At 42.5% G+C, this 17,930-nt stretch carries 15 protein-coding genes and 1 pseudogene; 11 read left to right on the plus strand and 5 right to left on the minus strand.

Annotated elements, in window-relative coordinates; translation table 11 throughout:
* Positions 1 to 286: 286 nt before the first annotated feature.
* The 7 genes from BLR65_RS17860 (at position 287) to rph (ending at position 10,541) form a co-directional block, all read left to right on the plus strand.
* Entirely contained in the window at positions 287 to 1,294 is a 1,008-nt protein-coding gene (locus tag BLR65_RS17860) for a hypothetical protein (RefSeq protein ID WP_093795545.1), read from the plus strand.
* A 186-nt stretch (positions 1,295 to 1,480) separates the two neighbouring features.
* Complete coding sequence (locus BLR65_RS17865) at positions 1,481 to 3,067, plus strand: PucR family transcriptional regulator (RefSeq protein WP_093795546.1); 1,587 nt, start codon at positions 1,481 to 1,483, stop codon at positions 3,065 to 3,067.
* A 355-nt stretch (positions 3,068 to 3,422) separates the two neighbouring features.
* A complete protein-coding gene (locus tag BLR65_RS17870) occupies positions 3,423 to 5,168 on the plus strand; it encodes an FAD-dependent oxidoreductase (protein WP_245692880.1) in 1,746 nt (581 codons plus the stop codon).
* 30 nt (positions 5,169 to 5,198) lie between these two features.
* On the plus strand, positions 5,199 to 5,759 hold the full coding sequence (locus BLR65_RS17875; RefSeq protein ID WP_176772762.1) for a NapC/NirT family cytochrome c: 561 nt from the start codon (positions 5,199 to 5,201) through the stop codon (positions 5,757 to 5,759).
* Positions 5,760 to 5,867: 108 nt separating this feature from the next.
* On the plus strand, positions 5,868 to 6,839 hold the full coding sequence (locus tag BLR65_RS17880; protein ID WP_143122608.1) for a cytochrome c biogenesis ResB family protein: 972 nt from the start codon (positions 5,868 to 5,870) through the stop codon (positions 6,837 to 6,839).
* Entirely contained in the window at positions 6,839 to 7,630 is a 792-nt protein-coding gene (gene ccsA / locus BLR65_RS17885; RefSeq protein ID WP_093795548.1) for a cytochrome c biogenesis protein CcsA, read from the plus strand. Before BLR65_RS17880 ends, ccsA begins: the two co-directional genes overlap by 1 nt.
* 271 nt (positions 7,631 to 7,901) lie before the next feature.
* On the plus strand, positions 7,902 to 10,541 hold the full coding sequence (rph, locus tag BLR65_RS17890) for a rifamycin-inactivating phosphotransferase (RefSeq protein ID WP_093795549.1): 2,640 nt from the start codon (positions 7,902 to 7,904) through the stop codon (positions 10,539 to 10,541).
* Positions 10,542 to 10,678: 137 nt separating this feature from the next.
* Here rph and BLR65_RS17895 read toward each other — a convergent pair whose 3' ends face one another.
* Positions 10,679 to 11,539, minus strand: coding sequence for a DMT family transporter (locus BLR65_RS17895; protein ID WP_093795550.1), 861 nt, complete (start codon positions 11,537 to 11,539; stop codon positions 10,679 to 10,681).
* Between the two features lie 135 nt (positions 11,540 to 11,674).
* Between BLR65_RS17895 and BLR65_RS30975 the strand changes: the two genes are divergently transcribed.
* Positions 11,675 to 12,010 (plus strand): helix-turn-helix domain-containing protein, encoded by a 336-nt coding sequence (locus BLR65_RS30975; protein WP_245692881.1) that lies wholly within the window; start codon positions 11,675 to 11,677, stop codon positions 12,008 to 12,010.
* Positions 12,004 to 12,294 carry a LysR family transcriptional regulator substrate-binding protein gene (locus tag BLR65_RS30980; RefSeq protein WP_245692882.1) on the plus strand — a complete coding sequence of 97 codons (291 nt, stop codon included), beginning with the start codon at positions 12,004 to 12,006 and terminating at the stop codon, positions 12,292 to 12,294. Before BLR65_RS30975 ends, BLR65_RS30980 begins: the two co-directional genes overlap by 7 nt.
* 271 nt (positions 12,295 to 12,565) lie before the next feature.
* On the opposite strand, the gene BLR65_RS17905 is transcribed toward BLR65_RS30980, so the two are convergent.
* Positions 12,566 to 13,012: a hypothetical protein gene (locus BLR65_RS17905; protein WP_093795551.1), complete on the minus strand. Its 447-nt coding sequence runs from the start codon at positions 13,010 to 13,012 to the stop codon at positions 12,566 to 12,568.
* Between the two features lie 2 nt (positions 13,013 to 13,014).
* Complete coding sequence (locus BLR65_RS17910; RefSeq protein ID WP_176772763.1) at positions 13,015 to 13,818, minus strand: DUF3100 domain-containing protein; 804 nt, start codon at positions 13,816 to 13,818, stop codon at positions 13,015 to 13,017.
* A 118-nt stretch (positions 13,819 to 13,936) separates the two neighbouring features.
* Between BLR65_RS17910 and BLR65_RS17915 the strand changes: the two genes are divergently transcribed.
* Positions 13,937 to 15,250, plus strand: a complete 1,314-nt coding sequence (locus tag BLR65_RS17915) for an amidohydrolase (RefSeq protein WP_093795552.1) — start codon at positions 13,937 to 13,939, stop codon at positions 15,248 to 15,250.
* Positions 15,251 to 15,505: 255 nt separating this feature from the next.
* On the opposite strand, the gene BLR65_RS17920 is transcribed toward BLR65_RS17915, so the two are convergent.
* The gene (locus BLR65_RS17920; RefSeq protein ID WP_093795553.1) at positions 15,506 to 16,174 is read right to left on the minus strand and encodes a phenylalanine--tRNA ligase beta subunit-related protein; all 669 of its coding nucleotides are present in this window, start codon (positions 16,172 to 16,174) and stop codon (positions 15,506 to 15,508) included.
* 359 nt (positions 16,175 to 16,533) lie between these two features.
* On the opposite strand from BLR65_RS17920, the gene BLR65_RS17925 reads away from it, so the two are divergent.
* A complete protein-coding gene (locus tag BLR65_RS17925; protein ID WP_176772764.1) occupies positions 16,534 to 16,824 on the plus strand; it encodes a hypothetical protein in 291 nt (96 codons plus the stop codon).
* A gap of 521 nt (positions 16,825 to 17,345) precedes the next feature.
* On the opposite strand, the pseudogene BLR65_RS17930 reads toward BLR65_RS17925, so the two are convergent.
* Positions 17,346 to 17,697, minus strand: a pseudogene (locus tag BLR65_RS17930) (cytochrome ubiquinol oxidase subunit I); the annotation flags it as partial.
* Positions 17,698 to 17,930: the final 233 nt, after the last annotated feature.

The raw sequence follows: 17,930 nt of genomic DNA on the forward strand, positions 1-17,930 counted from the left end.
AACTCAAATTAATTATGAATTTATGTAATCTGTAAAGTACGACGTTTTTATAAGAAGGCTTCCAAATACCATGCCTTTATATTAAAGTACAAAAATAATGGCGATTTATAGTGGATTTTCTGTATGATGGTACATTGTTCGACTATTTTACATTGTGTTACTATTAAAAATTGTTAAAGGCTTTATTCAAATATTCTGGCAATATAAATATGAAAAGGAGGTTTACAAACGAACTAAACTTCATCTATATTGGCAAGCATTACGTATTACGTGAGGGGGAGAATTTATGAAAAAAAAGTTGTTAATATGTGTAGGGGCTATGTTTTTAGTAAGTATTGTCAATCAAGTTTTTGCCGCCGACAACGAAATCAAAGTTGAAGGTGTTTGGGGCAACAGGTATATTCACACCAAGGACAAGAGCCTTGAGGATGGCGGTACTATGGTAAATTTGACTATTACCAAAAAATTAAGCGATAAATATAAGATTGTTACCGAAAGCGAAGTTCATCGGCCGCTTAAAGATAGTTTACCCTTTGCCACTTCTCGAGACGGCAAGATGCATAGTTGGGCATGGCCTTTTTTGCAAGCTAATATTGAAGGCAATTTTGACGGAACTATAGTAAAACTCGGCCGTTTTACATATACGCCTGCCTATAAATTAGTACATGACAACAAACAGCAGGTTAGCGGTGGTTTGGTGTCTTTCGGAAAAATAGTTAGAACAACAATTGTGGTAGGGAAAAATGATCCTTTTTGGCCGGGGACAAGCAGTAATTCGACAATGCCTGGCGCTGACGGACTTATGCAGAGAAGCGCGTATCAGTCTATTGATGTCGTAATTCCTGCTTCTGAGATTACTAACATTAGAGCAGCATATCAAAAAGGCACTGTTCCTCTGCCTAAAGAGGCTCTGCCAACTGTTAATCCGCGAATTAACTTTAAAGAATTTGGTTTTGATACCAAAGTAGTAAAGAATCTGGGTTTGGAAGCTGCCCTCATAAGATCGAGCGCAGCTGCGGACGGACACGGTTCGTACGCCAAATTAATCTATAAGGGGGCCAATCCAGGGATAGCGCAATCGTTTGATATATATACAACTTATCACAAGTTAGAAGCTAATTCGATTATTGGAAATGATATCCCGATGTTGGCAGATTATAAAGGTGTTCGTGTCGGTACGCACTATGTTATTTGGAAGGGTTCGCTGCTCGAAGTATTTTACGACAAGCAAAAAACTGTGAAGACAAATGCTAAAGCAGATATGTTTATGGCAAAATTAGATTTCTTCTTTTAAAGGCTAACAAGTAAACCACAAACTTTTTAATATAATTATAAAATTCCCCTTTATCAAGGGGAATTTTACTTTGGATTCTTAGCCTAAAAGTGAAATAGTACCTACTTATTTATTTAATTATATGTGATAATTAGCACACGTAATTAAATATGAATTGCCAATTTACTTTTTTGCGAGGTGACAGGTATGCCAGCTAATATCCGCAGGATTGCATGCGAACTTAATAATTTTAGACCGCAATTATTTATTAACAGTAGGAAAAATGAAGATGTAGCGGCCGCCATTTCAGTAAGTAAATTGCCGTCAAAATACAGAAATGATGTATTGTATATTATAAAAGCTTCTATGCTTACAAGCCTGCCGAGCAGTATGCCTATTAATATTTTGTGTATATGTGATGTCGAGGTTTCAGATAAGTTGTTCTCCGATTCTATACACAACTTTATTTTATTTTCACATCCACTTGACGTTAAGATTATTCGCGAAGAGGTTCAAAATATTATTCGTACGTGCAGCGGTGAGGGATATATTCCGCAAAAGCTTTTAGATGCAGTATCCTCTGGTGGTCTTCAAAATATTGCGGATACAGCGTATTTGTTATTGGGAAATCCGATTATAATTTATGATTTAAGTTTCAAAATTTTGGCATTTTCACAAAATGTGTATCCTGAATGCAAACTTTTTAAGAAAGCCGCGAAAGATAAGCAAATGATAGAGCAGACCATGATTGCTTTTTTTCAGGAAAATGCTTTGAAGACAATGAGGGAGCAGGGATCATCGTATTTTTTTGAATGTTGTGACCGGCCTGTATTACCGGAAAAAACAATCATTATCAATTCCCCAGTGTTTATAAAGGGACTGCTTGTTGGCTATGCAGTAGCAATGAAAGGTTATGTCAATTGGGATAAAGGCGATCTTGGGCTGATGGATGAAATATGTAAAACCATATCAATTGAAATGCGAAATGATAGATTTTATAGAAATAGTAAAGGTGTTCTAAAAGAGCATTTTCTCATGGATACGCTTGAGGCTGAAACAGAACAAAAAGAGTTGGTGAAAGCTCGGGTTAATGCCCTTGATATGAAAATGCATAAAAATATGTTTATAGTTGTCATTCGCCTAACAGAACAAATGGAGGATAATTCACAGCTAAGGCTAATACTGAGGGAAATAGAAAATATTTTTGAAGATAGTATTTCAATTATATACAAAGAGAATATCGTTTCATTAATCCATTTTCATCAGGATAAACAAGTATTAATGGAGATCATACAGGAAAAATTCCATATTTGCAATAGTTCTGAGGATTTGGTAACCGGAGTTAGTATGTGTTTCCATGATATTTGTCAGATTAAAAAGCACTATTTTCAGGCGTTGGATGCATTGGATATAGGTTTAACTTTACAAAAACCGGGGAGAATTTATTTCTTCCAGCAACTTTCTATTTATCGATTATTTAAATTAAGCGGTAAGACTACTGAAATTAGGGATTATTTACATCCTGCCGTTTTCTGCTTGATAAATTACGATAATGAAAATCATTCCGAGCTTATGAAAACCCTGTATTATTATATTATCAATCTTAAGGCTTTGTTAAAAACTAAAGATATTCTTCGTATTCATAGAAATACACTGATATATCGGATTAACAAAATACAAGAACTAGCGAATATCGATCTGGAAGACGGTGAAACAGTTTTCCAATTGTATATTACTTTTAAAGGTCTTGAGTATATAGCGTGTCAGGAAAATAGGGAAGTGGATTTTTGGTAAATCATAAATACGACTATTAGCGCTATGTTTTTGGCAAAGGTACCTCCTGCAGTGAAAATGCAGGAGGTACCTTTGCAATTTGCCCTGAATGGGCGATAACTCGGTGATGAAAGTTCACTACAGGCTTTTGGCAGTAGGAACTGTTAGCAAAGGGCAAGGTTGTCTATCGTGAGGGGGTCTGGAGGTAAGCGGGCAGTCCCTACCCATTAGTATTAAAGTACAAAATCAGCAGTCAATTGCTACGAACATTTTGTATTATGGTACATTGTTTCAAAATTTTACAATGTGCTACCATTATTAAATAGATAGTAAGACAATTTTGCAAATGATGGAGATTTTATAAGGAGAGGTGTGTATGAAGGACAATGGAATGAATGAAACCAAAACTAAAAACCAATTGAACAGAAGAAACTTTTTAAAATGCACGGCTGCCGTTGCCGCAGGAGTTATGTCAGCTGGACTTATCACAGGCTGTTCTAAAAAAGCTGATGTCTTAAAGAATCCACCGGAACCAATCAAATTGGACGGATGGCTTGGTCAAGCCCCTGAGATTGCTGATTCGCAAATAAAGCAAACGATGGAAGCAGATGTTGTTATTGTCGGAGCAGGTGTGGCAGGATTACATGCCGCAAGAGCAGCATCTGAAGCGGGAGCTTCGGTAATCGTTGTGGAAAAGGCTAAGATATATCAAGTTCGCAGCGGGCAATATGGCGTTATTGACAGTAAAGTACAAAAATCGTTTGGTATCAAAATCGATAAAAATACCGTTATTCTCGAAAATATGAAACAGATGGGGTATCGTGCCGACCAGCGAATGTGGAAGTACTGGGCGGATCACAGCGGGGAAGCCTTTGACTGGCTGCTGGAACTGGCGCCTGATCTTGCAGTTTTGCCGGAAGATGCGCTTTCTTATGTTGACAACAAATTAAATTTGCTGATGATGCATTTTCCTGCACCGGCAGGCTATAACCAGGCAGAAGAAAATTCGCCAACCTGGCCGACCGTTATGTCATTTGTGCCTAATCAAAATATGATTATGGAACGGGTATATCAGAAATGCTTGGATCAGGGCTGTAAGTTCCTTTTTTCAACCAAGGGCGAAAAACTCATCCGTCCGGATAATCAAGGGCGGGTGCAAGGGGTTATCTGTCAGGATGTAAAGGGTACATATGGAAAAATCCTTGCCCGTAAAGCGGTTATTCTGGCGACAGGGGATTATGGCAATAACAAGGAAATGATGACTTATTTTGTGCCATGGGCAGCAGACTGTATGAATGTTTTCCCAAATAGGGATGCCAAAGGCAAGCCTACTAATACCGGTGACGGTCATAAAATGGGAGCTTGGATCGGAGGCAAAATCGAGGATGGTCCCCATGCACCAATGGTTCACACGCTAGGCGGGCCGCTCGGAGTCGATGCTTTCTTTTTAACGAATATTGAGGGAAAGCGTTTTGTTAATGAGGATCTCGGCGGGCAACAGCTTTCCTGTGCCTTGTACCGTCAGCCCGAAAATTTTGGCTGGCAGATATTTGATGATAAGTGGCCTGAACAGCTTGAACAGATGGGAGTTTCACACGGTGCCGTTAATCACTGTGTCGCAGCTGATAAAAATCCAAAGCTAAAAGATGCGCAGTGGAGTCTGGGAAGGACAGCATATACTTCCCGCGAAGATCTTCTAAAAACAGAAGGACTTGTGATTGCTGACAGCATAACTGAACTTATCGGTAAGCTCGGACTCGACGCTAAAGCCCAGGAAACACTGCTTCAGTCCATAAAACGGTATAATCAACTTTGCTATAAAGGCGTTGATGAAGATTTCGGCAAAACGTCGAAACGTCTCTTCCCGATTGAAACAGCACCATTTTACGCTGGACAGATGAGAGCCGGGGCTTTGCTTGTCAATATGGGTGGACTTACCTGCGATCCTGAAACAGGCAATGTGCTTGATAAAAAATACAAGAGGATTGAAGGCCTATATGCAATAGGAAATGTTAGCGGCGGACGTTTTCTCGGTGATTATCCAGTTGTTACAGCTGGTACAAGTCATGGATTTGCGTTAACTTACGGACGTTTGGTTGGATCATTAGTAGCAAAACTGTAAAGAGAAAAGATTTATTGAGGAGGCGGGAATATGACAGACGAGGAAGGAAAATGCAGAGTTCTAATCAAGAAAATAAAAGAATTAAATAAGCCTCAGTTAATTCTTTTGTTGTGCCTGGTGGCTATAATATTTATGGGAATTGGCTATGCGGGTATGGAAAAAGTCAGTGCTAACCCGGCATTTTGTGCCAGTTGCCATAATATGAGAAGCCACTATGATACCTATACTACAGGCAATTTACTGGCGAAAAAACATGCGGATGCCAAGGTAACCTGCCATGATTGCCATGAACCTTCATTAGAACAGCAAACAGATGAGGGAATCAAGTACATAACCGGCAATTATAAAGATCCCATGCCTAAAAAAGATTATTCCAAGGACTTATGCCTAAAGTGCCATGATTATGAAAAAGTAAAAAGTAAGACAGCATCATATGGTAAAGAAAACCCGCATGATTCGGAACATAACGATGCACAGGAATGTTCTACATGTCATAGTGTGCACCATGAATCAATTAATCAATGCAATACTTGCCACGGCGTTTCCTGGTCGGATAAATTAGATGATAGCTGGCAGAAAAGAAATAAATAAAGCATAACCTTTCAGATAAGATCCCGGACAATATGGGGTCTTATCTGAGCAACTCAAATAATAAAAAATGGGGGACTTGATATAAGGGATACGGAAGGACGTGAATTATTGGAGTTTTTTAACGTGTTCAAATCAATGAAGACCGGATTTATCTTATTGCTGTTGATTAGCTTGTTTGCGTCTTTTATTGACTTGTCTAATCCGTCAGTAGATTATTCTTTTATTGGATTTTATTTTTTGGTAATAATGTTTGTAATAAATTTGGCGATATACGTAGTAAATAAGCTTAAAAAAATAATACAATTATTAAAAATGCGTACTGAATCTAGGAGTTCTTTATATAGCGGGGTAGGTCTGCATCTAAGCCTGTTTGCCGTTCATGCAGGTATTGCCCTGCTTTTCCTTGGAAATATTTTGGATTTAGGCTTAGGATATAGCCAACGTGTTGAGTTGAGGCCGGGGGAATCCTTTACGCTGCCCGGTTCGAGAACTGTGCTAAGGTTAGAGGACTTTCGGATTGATTATTATCAAGATGGAAGCCCATCTCAATATACTTCTAAAGTTCTTGTAACGGAAAATGACCAAGAAGTCACCTATGACATAACAGTAAATCATCCGCTTGAAATATCCGGCAGTAAAATATACCAGGAAAGTTACGGATGGATCGTGAATATCGAAATTGGCGATGGAAATAATCTCAAAAAATATTTCGTAAAGCCGGGAGATGAGGTTGGACTAGAAAACAGGAAAATAGAGATTGTTCGATACTTTATGAACTTTGTTCCGGGGAAAATGCCTGAAAAGGGCGTAACTGGCGCCCCCGCGGTTATGTATTATATGTCGCAGAAAAACCTGACAGGAGTTGCTAAACTGGGGGAAAAGATAAAGATTAGTGATAATCAATTTCTGACTTTTGTTGATAAACAAGCGTTTACTGTGTTAAAAGTGAAAAATAGTCCGGGACTGACGATTGTTGAGGTAGGCGGCATCTTGTTGATGATAGGAATAGTCCTAGTATTTTCATTTATGCATAAAAAATCGATGCAATTTAATGATTTTTGTAAGGATGTGGCACAGTAATGATTAAGATGGCAATGTTAGCAGCTTTTTATTGTACGATAATTCTCTTTTTTTTAAGTTCTATATTTTACTATATACAAGTCCAAAGTTGTGGAAAAATTGCTACCTCATTGGCTTTTGCCGGTCTCATTACAAATACAATTGTGCTAATCTTTAGAGTTGTGCTAACTGGGCAAGGATCATTTTCTAACAGTGTGGAGTTTCTTGTTCTATTATCGTGGTTATGTGTACTGTTTTACCTAATTTTTGAATATAAGTTTAAAACACGATCAGCGGGATTTGTTATGTTGTCTTTGGCTGGGTTCTTGGTACTGTTCATTGCTGTTGTTATGCCGCGAGGCTTGATTATGGTTGAGTTCCAGCCGCCGGTTCTCAAGAGTATCTGGCTTTCTGCACATGTATTTACAGCAGTTTTAGCATATGGCGCTTTTGCTTTAGCAGCCGCTATATCAGCATCTTACTTATTTTACACAAGGCAAAGTTTCAAGGGGCTGGATGTAGAGAAAGCTGTTTACAGTATTATTGTCTTTGGCTTTTTAACGCTAACCATAACGATTATTTTGGGTGCAATTTGGGCGGAGCAGGCTTGGGGAAGCTACTGGTCATGGGATCCTAAAGAAATTTGGTCGTTGATTACTTGGGGGGTCTATGCACTATACTTTCACTTTCGCAACTCTAAGAACTGGAGTGAACCGCTGACGGCAAGATTTGCAATTATTGGATTTATCATCGTATTGTTTACGTTTTTCGGAGTCAATTTTTTAATGCGGGGCTTACATAGTTATGCATAAAGGCTCTCATATAATAATGGTACTTTAATTACTATAGATGCTGCCCCAAAAATTGGCATAGGTTATGTCGGTATATCATTGGATGGCCTCTTCGTAAAGTAAATGATAGCTTTCGCTGGTAAAAAGGAGCTGTTCATGCTGCTATATGGAATTTGAGACATTGTTTTCAAGAGCATAAAGAATGTCGGCACCCCGTACTCATGACACGCAAGATATCTTAGGATTGTTGGGGATACTACCTTTATTCCATCATTTGAAAAGGAGTACTACCATGAATCCGTACGTGCTTTACTTCTCGGAAATTAATAAATCAAGTCTGGCATTGGTCGGCGGAAAAGGGGCAAATCTTGGTGAATTGTGCCGTATTCCTGGAGTTGAGGTGCCTGCGGGCTTCTGTATTACCACCCAGGCTTATGCCGATTTCATTAACACGAGCGAGGAGTTTGCCTCGCTTCTGGAATCCCTGCGGTTCATTGACACTGAATCACTAGCGGAAATCAAAACAATAGGAGAGCGCATACGCGCTCATCTCGAAAGTCTCGACATTCCTGACCCTATTGAGCAGGAAATTGTCCACGCTTGGAAACTAACAGGCAATCAGCATGCCTATGCTGTTCGCTCCAGCGCCACAGCGGAAGACCTGCCGGGAGCATCCTTCGCCGGGCAGCAGGACACCTATTTGAATATCAAGGGGGAGAGTGAGCTTCTCGCCCATGTCCGCAAATGCTGGGCATCACTGTTTACCGACCGGGCCATTACCTACCGGGCAAAAAATGGCTTTGACCATCGTAAGGTGCTGCTGTCGGTAGTCGTACAGCAGATGGTTTTTCCTGAGGTGTCGGGTATTATGTTTACCGCTGATCCGGTGACAGGCAATCGCAAGGTGGTTTCGATCGACGCCGCTTTCGGGCTGGGGGAAGCGCTGGTGTCGGGGCTGGTAAACGCCGACCTTTACAAGGTGCGAGCCGATAGGATCATTAAAAGGCAGATAGCTGTCAAAAAACTGGCCATCTATCCTTTAGCCGATGGCGATACAGTAAAGCGGGAAATCCCTTTGGAGTGGCAAAGCGAGCAGGCGTTGGCCGACGAGGCCATTTTGGCGCTGGCACGGGTGGGAAGACTGATTGAGGAGCATTTCGGCAGGCCGCAAGATATCGAATGGGGCTATGCCGGCGGCAAGATTTATATCGTCCAGAGCCGGCCGATAACCACGCTGTATCCCTTGCCGGAAGTGGCGGACAACAGGCCGCGGGTGTTCGTTTCCTTCGGCCATGTCCAGATGATGACCGACCCGATCAGGCCGCTGGGTATGTCCATTTGGGAGAAAACGATGGCGGTGATCGACAACCAGTATAGTCTGGTGCCGGCCGGGGGACGCCTGTACCTCGACATAACCGACTCACTTGCCTCCTGGCTGGGCCGCAAGACGGCGCCGGTGATGTACAGCAAGTCGGACGCGCTTTTGAGCAGCGCCATCGCCGAGGTCATCCGCCGCCGCGATTTCATTGCTACGCTGAGGCCGCGCAAACAGGCTGCGGGTGCGAAATCATACACGAGAAAAAGCATGGCCACGATTGCCGGGTCGACGTTCGAAATGCTGTTTAGGGAGAAAATCGAAGCCCCTGATGTATCGGCAATCGCCGGCAAGGTCATCGGCGAGCTACGGCGCGACCTGACACGGCTGTCGGGACGGGAACGGCTGGATTTGATCGCCGGTCATTTCAGCAAGGGCTTCGAGGTCTTTATGGAAGGGATCGGGCGGCCCGTGTTCGCGGCCTGGATGGCGTCGATGCTGATCGGCTGGCTGGCGCGCCACTGGCTGGGCGAGCCGTCGCCACTGGACGAACTGACCAAGTCGGCACCGGGCAACGTGTCAACAGAAATGGGGCTGGAGCTGGGCGACCTGGCCGACGTTATTCGCCCTTACCCGTCCGCGCTGGAGTACATGAAGGAGGCGGACGACGCCGCTTTTTTGGACGGCCTGGGGCGGGTTGAGGGCGGCGAGGCGATCCGGCCGGCGTTCACGGCCTTTTTGGCTAAATACGGCATGCGCTGTCCGGGAGAAATTGATATCACCCGGCCTAGATGGCGGGAAAAGCCAACCCAATTGGTACCGGCGATCGTCAGCCACATCCAGAGTGCGGAGCCGGGCGAGCATCGCCTGAGGTTCGCCCAGGGGAAGGTAGAGGCCGAACAGGCAGCACAAACGCTGCTGTTGCGTTTGAAGCGGAAGATGGGCGGGAGTTTCAAATCCCGGTTGATGGGCAAGCTCATCAGGACGTACCGGGAGTTTATCGGCCTCAGGGAATACCCGAAATATCTTATGGTGAGTCTGCTCGACGAGTACAAGCAGGCGATCATGGAGGAGGCCGCAAGGCTGGTGGAGCGGGGGACGGTGGACCGGGCGGAGGACGTTTTTTATCTGACGCTGGAGGAACTAACGGCTGCGGTGACTACGGGTCAGGCCGACCAGGGTAAAATCGCCGCTTTGAAGGAAAAATATGCAGAGTATGAGAAACTGAAGCCGCCGCGGGTGCTGACGAGCGAGGGTGAGACGCTTTTCGGCTCGTATACGCCGCGCGAACTGCCGGCGGGGGCGCTGGCGGGCACGCCCGTTTCCTCGGGAGTAGTCGAAGGACGGGCGCGGGTTATCACTAAGCTGGAAGAAGCCGATTTAGGAAAAGGCGATATTCTGGTAGCACCTTTTACCGATCCAGGTTGGACACCTTTATTCGTTTCGGCCAGCGGCCTGGTAACAGAAGTCGGCGGCCTCATGACCCATGGCGCTGTCGTAGCCCGTGAATACGGCATTCCCGCTGTGGTAGGGGTCGACGACGCAACGCACAAAATTCACGATGGTCAGATAATACGGGTGGACGGTACACAGGGGTTCGTCGAGATTCTGGAATAGTGTATGCTTTAAACCGGTGCAATTAATGCTATATTCGCCTCTTGCACGGATTTCCTCCACCATGAAAAATAATGCCTAAAGCAGCCGGAGCTTTGTCGGTTAAGCTGCTTTAGGCGTTTTTATTATCGAAGATCATGCTACCCTATAGACAGCGCTCCCAAGCCAATGACCATCGCGCTGGCGCCGGCGGCACGAATCTTCATATTTCCTTCCGCTAGCAGTCTGGCTCCCATCACAGTGCCTATTAGAATGCTGATTTCTCTCGCTGGTGCGATATAACTTACAGGACTGAATACCATCGCAGTCAAAACCAAAATATACGCCAATGGACACAAAATAGCCACACTAATAACTTCGATTTTATGACTGGCCCATTGGTTTTTTACGTTTCCCCAATTTTTTAACGCGTATGGGGTTAAAAGAAATACTCGTCCTAAGTTTGCCGACCAATCAAGAAGTAAAGGCGGTATCAGGAAAGTGCTGACAGCCAATTTGTCTGAGAGCGTGTAGCCAGCAATCACAGTGCCGCAGAGAATAGCAAATACCATCGGCCTGCGGGCGGCAGGTTCCGTCAGTTTTAAGGGATTCCCTGTGATTACAACAATCCCTAAGCCAATCAATACCGTTCCGGCAAGCGCTAGTGCGGACGGATGTTCGCCTAAGACGACAATGGCTGCAATCGTCGAGAGCATTGGGCCTGTACCGCGAGCGAGAGGATAAATGACCGAAAGATCACCAATCCGGTAGCCTTTGTCCAACAAGCTAAAATATAGAGTGTGCATTGCGGCGCTGCCCAGCATAAACCCTAATTGCTGCCAACCAATAACCGGCTTTTGTACGACGATGATCCATACAGCTAGCGGGAAATACAGCAAAGCGGAAAGAGCAGCGAATAGCCAAATAAAGGCTGTACCGCCGCATGCTTTCTTGGCTAAGTAATTCCAGGTAGCATGACCGAAGGCGGCAATCAGGACAAGAACAATAGCCAATTCTGTCATATAATCCCTCCCATGAAAATAAGTATTTGACCTTTGGCTTTATTAATGATAATTTTAGATATATAGAATAATATTGTAAAGTTCAAATATTTTGTAATATATATTAACATTTTCTATATATTAAGAGGTGTTTTTATGTACTTTCCCGGAATTGAGGCGTTTTTAGCCATCGTAAAGACCGAGAGTATAAGCAAGGCAGCGGAATTTTTGCATTTATCGCAGGCTACGGTAAGCTATCGGTTAAAGACCTTGGAGCAGGAAATGGGCGGCCTTTTGGTGGAGAGAAGAAAAGGGGCATCCAAAATCAGCCTGACGCCAAAAGGGGAAAACTTTTTTAGCATTGCGGAAAGATGGGATGCTCTCTGGCGGGAAACCAAAATCTTACAGGCCAGTGACGCTCAGTTAAGTCTGGCAATTAGTGCGGCCGAAAGTATAAGCATTTTGTTTTGCCGCCTTTATATCGCATGTTAAATCAGCATAACCCACCGATACGACTGCAAATTCGTACTCAGCATACACAGGAAGCATTTGATAGTATTGAGCGCCGCGAGATGGATGTGGCGTTTGTGGTGCGGGAGATAGCATCACCGAGTGTCACGGTTAAACCGTTTTTTGCTGAAGAAATGATGCTGCTGCGTCCTGCTGCACCGGGACGTCAGGAAGGGGAGACCGTTGAAATAAAACAATTGGCACCGCAACACGAAGTCTTCATAATTTCCCTACCCGGCTTTAAACAAGACTCTCCATATTCTTGACCATTATCTGCAAACTATATTTGGAGTACATGCTTGTCATCTATAATGATGACAGAAACATGGCTAACGCATGAAAAATGAAAATTAGGTGGATTTATCCTCTTACACGGATTGCCTCCATCATGAAAAAAACGCCTAAAGCAGCCAGAACTTTGTCGGCAAAATGCTTTAGGTGTTTTTATTATAGAAGATTACTGATTTAAATGCAATTACCGTCTTGTGGGGGCATTGGAGCAACCCGTCCCCCTGGATACCCTTAAAGAGCCGTGACTTATATGATACCTTCGAAGCGCAGCATAATTTCAGCAATTATGGAAGAAAAGAGGAAGGTACCTGTATAAACTGCTAAGGCGACAACGATTATTTTCCAGGACATTTTCTTAAATGCGTCAATGTCCTTGCCGACAGCCAGCCCCGCATAAGCTAGGACAGGAGTACAAATTGCGAGAAAATCAATTTTGGCTGTATAGGTAGTGATTAGTTTTGCTACAGGCGAAATAGGCATGGTTGCAACAAGCGCCACAATAGATACCCAGAAAACCATTGGCAAATTTACAGGGGACAGGCGGGTGATTAATGCACCTGCCAAAGTAATGATCAGCATAAAACTGTAACCAATTAAAGAATCTATGACAGGAACATGGTAGCCGATGGCATTGCCCGCAGTTGTTAAAATTCCTAATATCGCCAGAGAAATGAACATATTGGAAATATTCATGCTTACGCCTCCTTCTTTGCTTCTTTTGGACCAAGTATTGGTTTTAAAATGCCATATAGTTTTTCTGTTAACGGCAAAGAAATAAAGAGAGAAAAATAAATTCCGACAACGGTTGTTAAAAGATTAGCAGCACCGGCAAACATTAAAATTTCGTTGCCTTGGTCAGGAAATACAGCTTTAATAGCTCCCGAAGCCGCGGCCATCATACTGCCGGAACCGACTCCGGCTCCCATTGCCAGTGCATAAGGATGAAGTATATGTAAAGCTCCTAAATAGCCGGCCAATAGACCAAGCCAAACAGCGCCAAATAATGTACCGCATATGTAGATTGACATAACACCACGGCCTTCTGGCGAAGTCAAACCATATTTTTCACTAATAATAGCAATGTTAGGTTCCCGGTCAATCGAAAAGGTAGCACCAATCGATTCACGGCCAAGGCCTAGGGCAATGGCAATTGGCAGACCCAAAACGACCGTTCCCAAAAAGTGCCCAAGCTCCTGAAAAGATAAAGCAAGTCCTGATTGAAGGATTTTTATAATTTGCGGTCCGATGACAGTTCCTAATTTGGTTACCAGCATTAAGGTAGTAATGCTCAAGACACTGGAGGCAATATCCATATCCTTATCTTTTAATACTCTTAAACGGGGGAGACTAATAATGCCACCAATCACCATGGCATATAGCATGGGCAGGAAAAAAAGAATGCCAGGGCCGAGCGGAACTTTCTTCGCACCAATCCACTCACAGACCGCTACCATGATTAGTGCAATTACATGTATGCGCCAGTTTTTTAAAATGTTCAAGATGTCTAGTCCTCCTATACAAATGTATTTGTATTGAAAATATGGATAGTATTATACCACAAAAAATGTTTTTTTGGTATAATTATAAAATGTCAAACTTTTAATAAGGAGCATTTATATGGATAGTAAATTATTAAAGGAAAGAGTTTTGCAGGCTATTGATGAACAGCGAGAAAGTATTATCAAGCTAACACGTGAAATAGAAAAGCATCCTGAACTTGGCTATAAGGAAGCAAAAACGGCAGCGCTTGTCAAACAGCTGTTTAGCGATATTGGGCTATCCTACTCTGATAATTTAGCTGTTACCGGTGTAAAAGCTAAATTAAAAGAGACAGGTATGGGACCCAATATTGCTATTTTAGGAGAAATGGATGCCGTTATTTGTCCGGATAGTTCTTGTGCTGATCCTTTAACCGGCGCGTCACACGCCTGTGGTCATCACTTGCAACTGGGAGCTATGCTTGGTGCGGCTATGGGGTTAACGCTAGGCAATGTTAGTGAGCATTTGGACGGCAATGTTAGTTTTATGGCTGTCCCGGCGGAAGAATATGTTGAAATAGCCTATCGCTTAAAACTAAGAGAAGAGGGGAAAATCCATTATTTAGGCGGAAAGCAGGAATTGATTTATCGCGGTGTATTTGATGATGTAGATATGGCTATGATGATTCATTCGGCTAAAAACACACCGGAACCTACCGTGTTTATTGGTGAATCCAGTAACGGTTTTATTGCTAAGACCATTCACTATGTTGGCAAGGAAGCTCATGCAGCCGAAGCTCCCGAAGAGGGAATTAATGCTCTGAATGCGGCTATGCTGGGACTTATGGGAATTCATACTTTAAGGGAGACTTTTCCTGACAGCGATATTGTGCGGGTGCATCCAATCATCACTAAAGGGGGAGACTTGGTTAACAGCGTTCCTGCCGATGTGCGGTTAGAGACTTACGTTAGAGCAAAAACTATGGCATCTATCGAAGCTACGCATGTAAAAGTGGATAGGGCGCTGATAGCTGGTGGCCAAGCAATTGGTGCTAAATGCAAAATTCAGAGCCTGCCGGGATATTTGCCGCTGGCTTGCTCTAGCGATTTTAATGAAATGTTTGTAAAAAATTCTCGCCAGTTCTTGTCTGAATCTAGTATAAAAAACAGCGGGCACTTTGGTGCTTCTACCGACATGGGAGACGTATCTTGCTTGATGCCGGTTATACATCCCTATATTGGCGGGGTGACAGGGGCCTTGCACACCCGCGAATTTAAAGTGGTTGATTATGATGCGGCTTGTATTCTTCCCGCAAAATTAATGGCTATGACAGTGATCGATTTATTAGCCGATCAGGCAGTTAACGCTAAGAAAATTTTGCGTCAGCACTGTCCCCTAATGCAAAAAGATGAATACATAAGAAAAATGAATGATTATTTTTCAGGAGTATAACAAGTGGCTGCTCCGGTTACTTTGCTGCAATCTGCTCAAGATAAACAGTTGAAACAAGGTGACGATTCTCCTGTTTCCTGTTGTAAAAAAGATGCAAAAATAGAATTGGGTTGATTTATCCTCTTGCACGGATTTCCTTCATCATGAAAAACGCCTAAAGCAGCCGGAACCTTGTCGGTTAAGCTGCTTTAGGCGTTAACTTACACAATTCTTCCACCTAGCGATAATATTATATCGCTAATGTGATAATTCCTTTTAATCACTGAAAATCCGCTCTAGCTCAATTTCAGCATTTGCGCTGACTACTCTGACATAATCGTATATATCCGATAAATGATCTGAAATCTCCTTTTGGGTAATACCGGGAGGAACATACACAACAAACATTGCTTTTTGTGTATCAGGCATAATTCGAGTACGTAAATCCGGTCCATGAATAACGCTTGAAATAATCCCCTCATTGTCATGAATAAACATATCGTCCGGCTTTAGTTGCTGTTCACGACCGTTAATGAGAATATACTTTTCATCACCTTTTGCCGCAGCAAGAGTTAACGGAGGTTTTAGTGCTTTATAATCATGGCCCGCTGTTAATAAGCAGTTTTTTAGTTCCGCCATAAACATGGCTTCAATAAGACCCGCGACACTCGGAATGCTCTTACCTTTGAAAACAACTGATTCTAATTGTTGCTTGACGTGATAAGTTTTTTTATATCGTTTATAATAATCACTATAAATCTTGATTGGACTATACTCATTTAATTCTATCCGATTTGAGAATCTTGCTGCTAGATTACTGACTAAGGTTTGCTTATGACGATCTAACTCTTCACTTTGTACCGGATTAAGCACATTATTTACAATCATAATGCCAACACTCGCTCCGGGATGCGCTTTTTTCCACGCTTCTGTGATTTTTAACAAAATGAACATCTCCTTGAAATATAGATATGAATACGGTGTCAAGCATGATTGTTATCATCGTATCATAATAAATGAATGGATTATAGGGCCAATTTGAAGCGATTTTTAAAAGGCCAGTTGTGGGGCAAGGGACATGTCCCACAACTGATCTGGTTGATCTTTTCCGGCTCGCCCGGGCTAAGAAGAGACAACTGATCCAGAAGATCTAGAATAGCTAAACCATTCATCTCAGAAATAAAGGTGGAGATTACTAACTAAAAATTTGGAGTGTCACTTGGACTGCAATATTCATATTATGTAATAGCCAGAAGTTTTGTTAAAGCTGGCAATTTAAAAGAAGGAATGAAGTATAGTGCCAAGTGATGGATGGGATAATCCTGAGATTGAAGAATGGGAAGAAGAAGAATCAGACGATTTTCGTCAATGTTTTCCCTTTGGTTGCTATCCACGTCGATTCTGTTTTCCGCGTCAATGTTTTCCTAGATTTTGCTTCCCACGGCAATGCTTCCCTAGATTTTGCTTCCCGCGCCAATGCTTTCCTAGATTTTGTTTTCCACGCCAATGTTTTCCAAGACAATGTTATCCACGTCGATAGGAAGAAAATAGGCCAGTACCTAGTGGACTGGTCTATTTTTTGCATTCACTCATAATAAGAAATATGGTCGTATGACTCTTCAAACTTCGAGGAATACCTACGGTTCTTATTAGTCCCTAATTAATGCTAGATATTATAATTCGAGGATATAAACCTGCAAAAATTGATGCAGACAGTGCGACAATAGACAGACTGCTTGCTGCTAGGCTATAGATAGAATTACTTCTTACAAGATATATTGCATAGTTGCAAGCTTAAAATCGATGTTAGGGCTAGAAAAAAAACGATAGTTTTGTTATTTGGATTCGTAGTGGCGAAGGTAAGAGTAGATAGGAGCACAACGGACCAGAGTGTATATCTGGATAGGGTAAACCCTGCGATTTGTGCGCGGCGCGCCAGGCGAGGTTCCATTTTTCCTGTCAAGTAATATAGAATTATCTTCAAGCTTATCTTTATGCCAATACCATAAGATAACCGCCAGCAAAGTCACAAGATAAAAGGTAATAAAAAGCATGATCCTAAGACTCCAAAATAATAAAGATACAGGCGGTATATAGTCGTCTTGGCCGTACTAGTGAGCGTATGCCCTAGGGGATGCTGCATGAACGAATTGGCGGCTAATATCCAAAAAGCGGAGATGTTAGCTGAAACTGCTGAAAACATAACCAACAAAGCGGGAGAACTCTGCCCAGTTCATGCCAAATTCAAACTCCTGAACAAGCCCGGTAAGAATACCCACGGTATAATTGATTAGGAAAAGTTTACCCCAAAACTTTGCCATCGTTTTAAATTTCTTCCGGCCTGTACAAACATATATAGTTTCCATTAAAGCAATAAAAATTGATAGTCCCAGAGTAAGCGAAACAAACCAGAAATGATATGTAAGGGTTGAGGCAAATTGCAATCGTGCCAGAAATAATTTATCCATTCGAATCCTTTTACTTATGGGCTATGATAGTGGGATTAGTAGTAGAGTAACCCTTTTATGTGAGTGCTACTCATCGGGTGCTACATTAGTAGAAAAAAAGTTTGGGACTTGCGATCTACAAAACAATAAAGGGCACTCGCGGATTTGACAGAAAAAATTGACCAGGAATAGTTTAGGTAGATGGAGAATAAAAATAATGTAGTTATTTTCCATATAACAGAATGACGATAAAT

Source organism: Sporomusa acidovorans (assembly GCF_900101845.1).
In the GTDB taxonomy this organism is placed as follows: Bacteria; Bacillota; Negativicutes; order Sporomusales; family Sporomusaceae; genus Sporomusa; species Sporomusa acidovorans.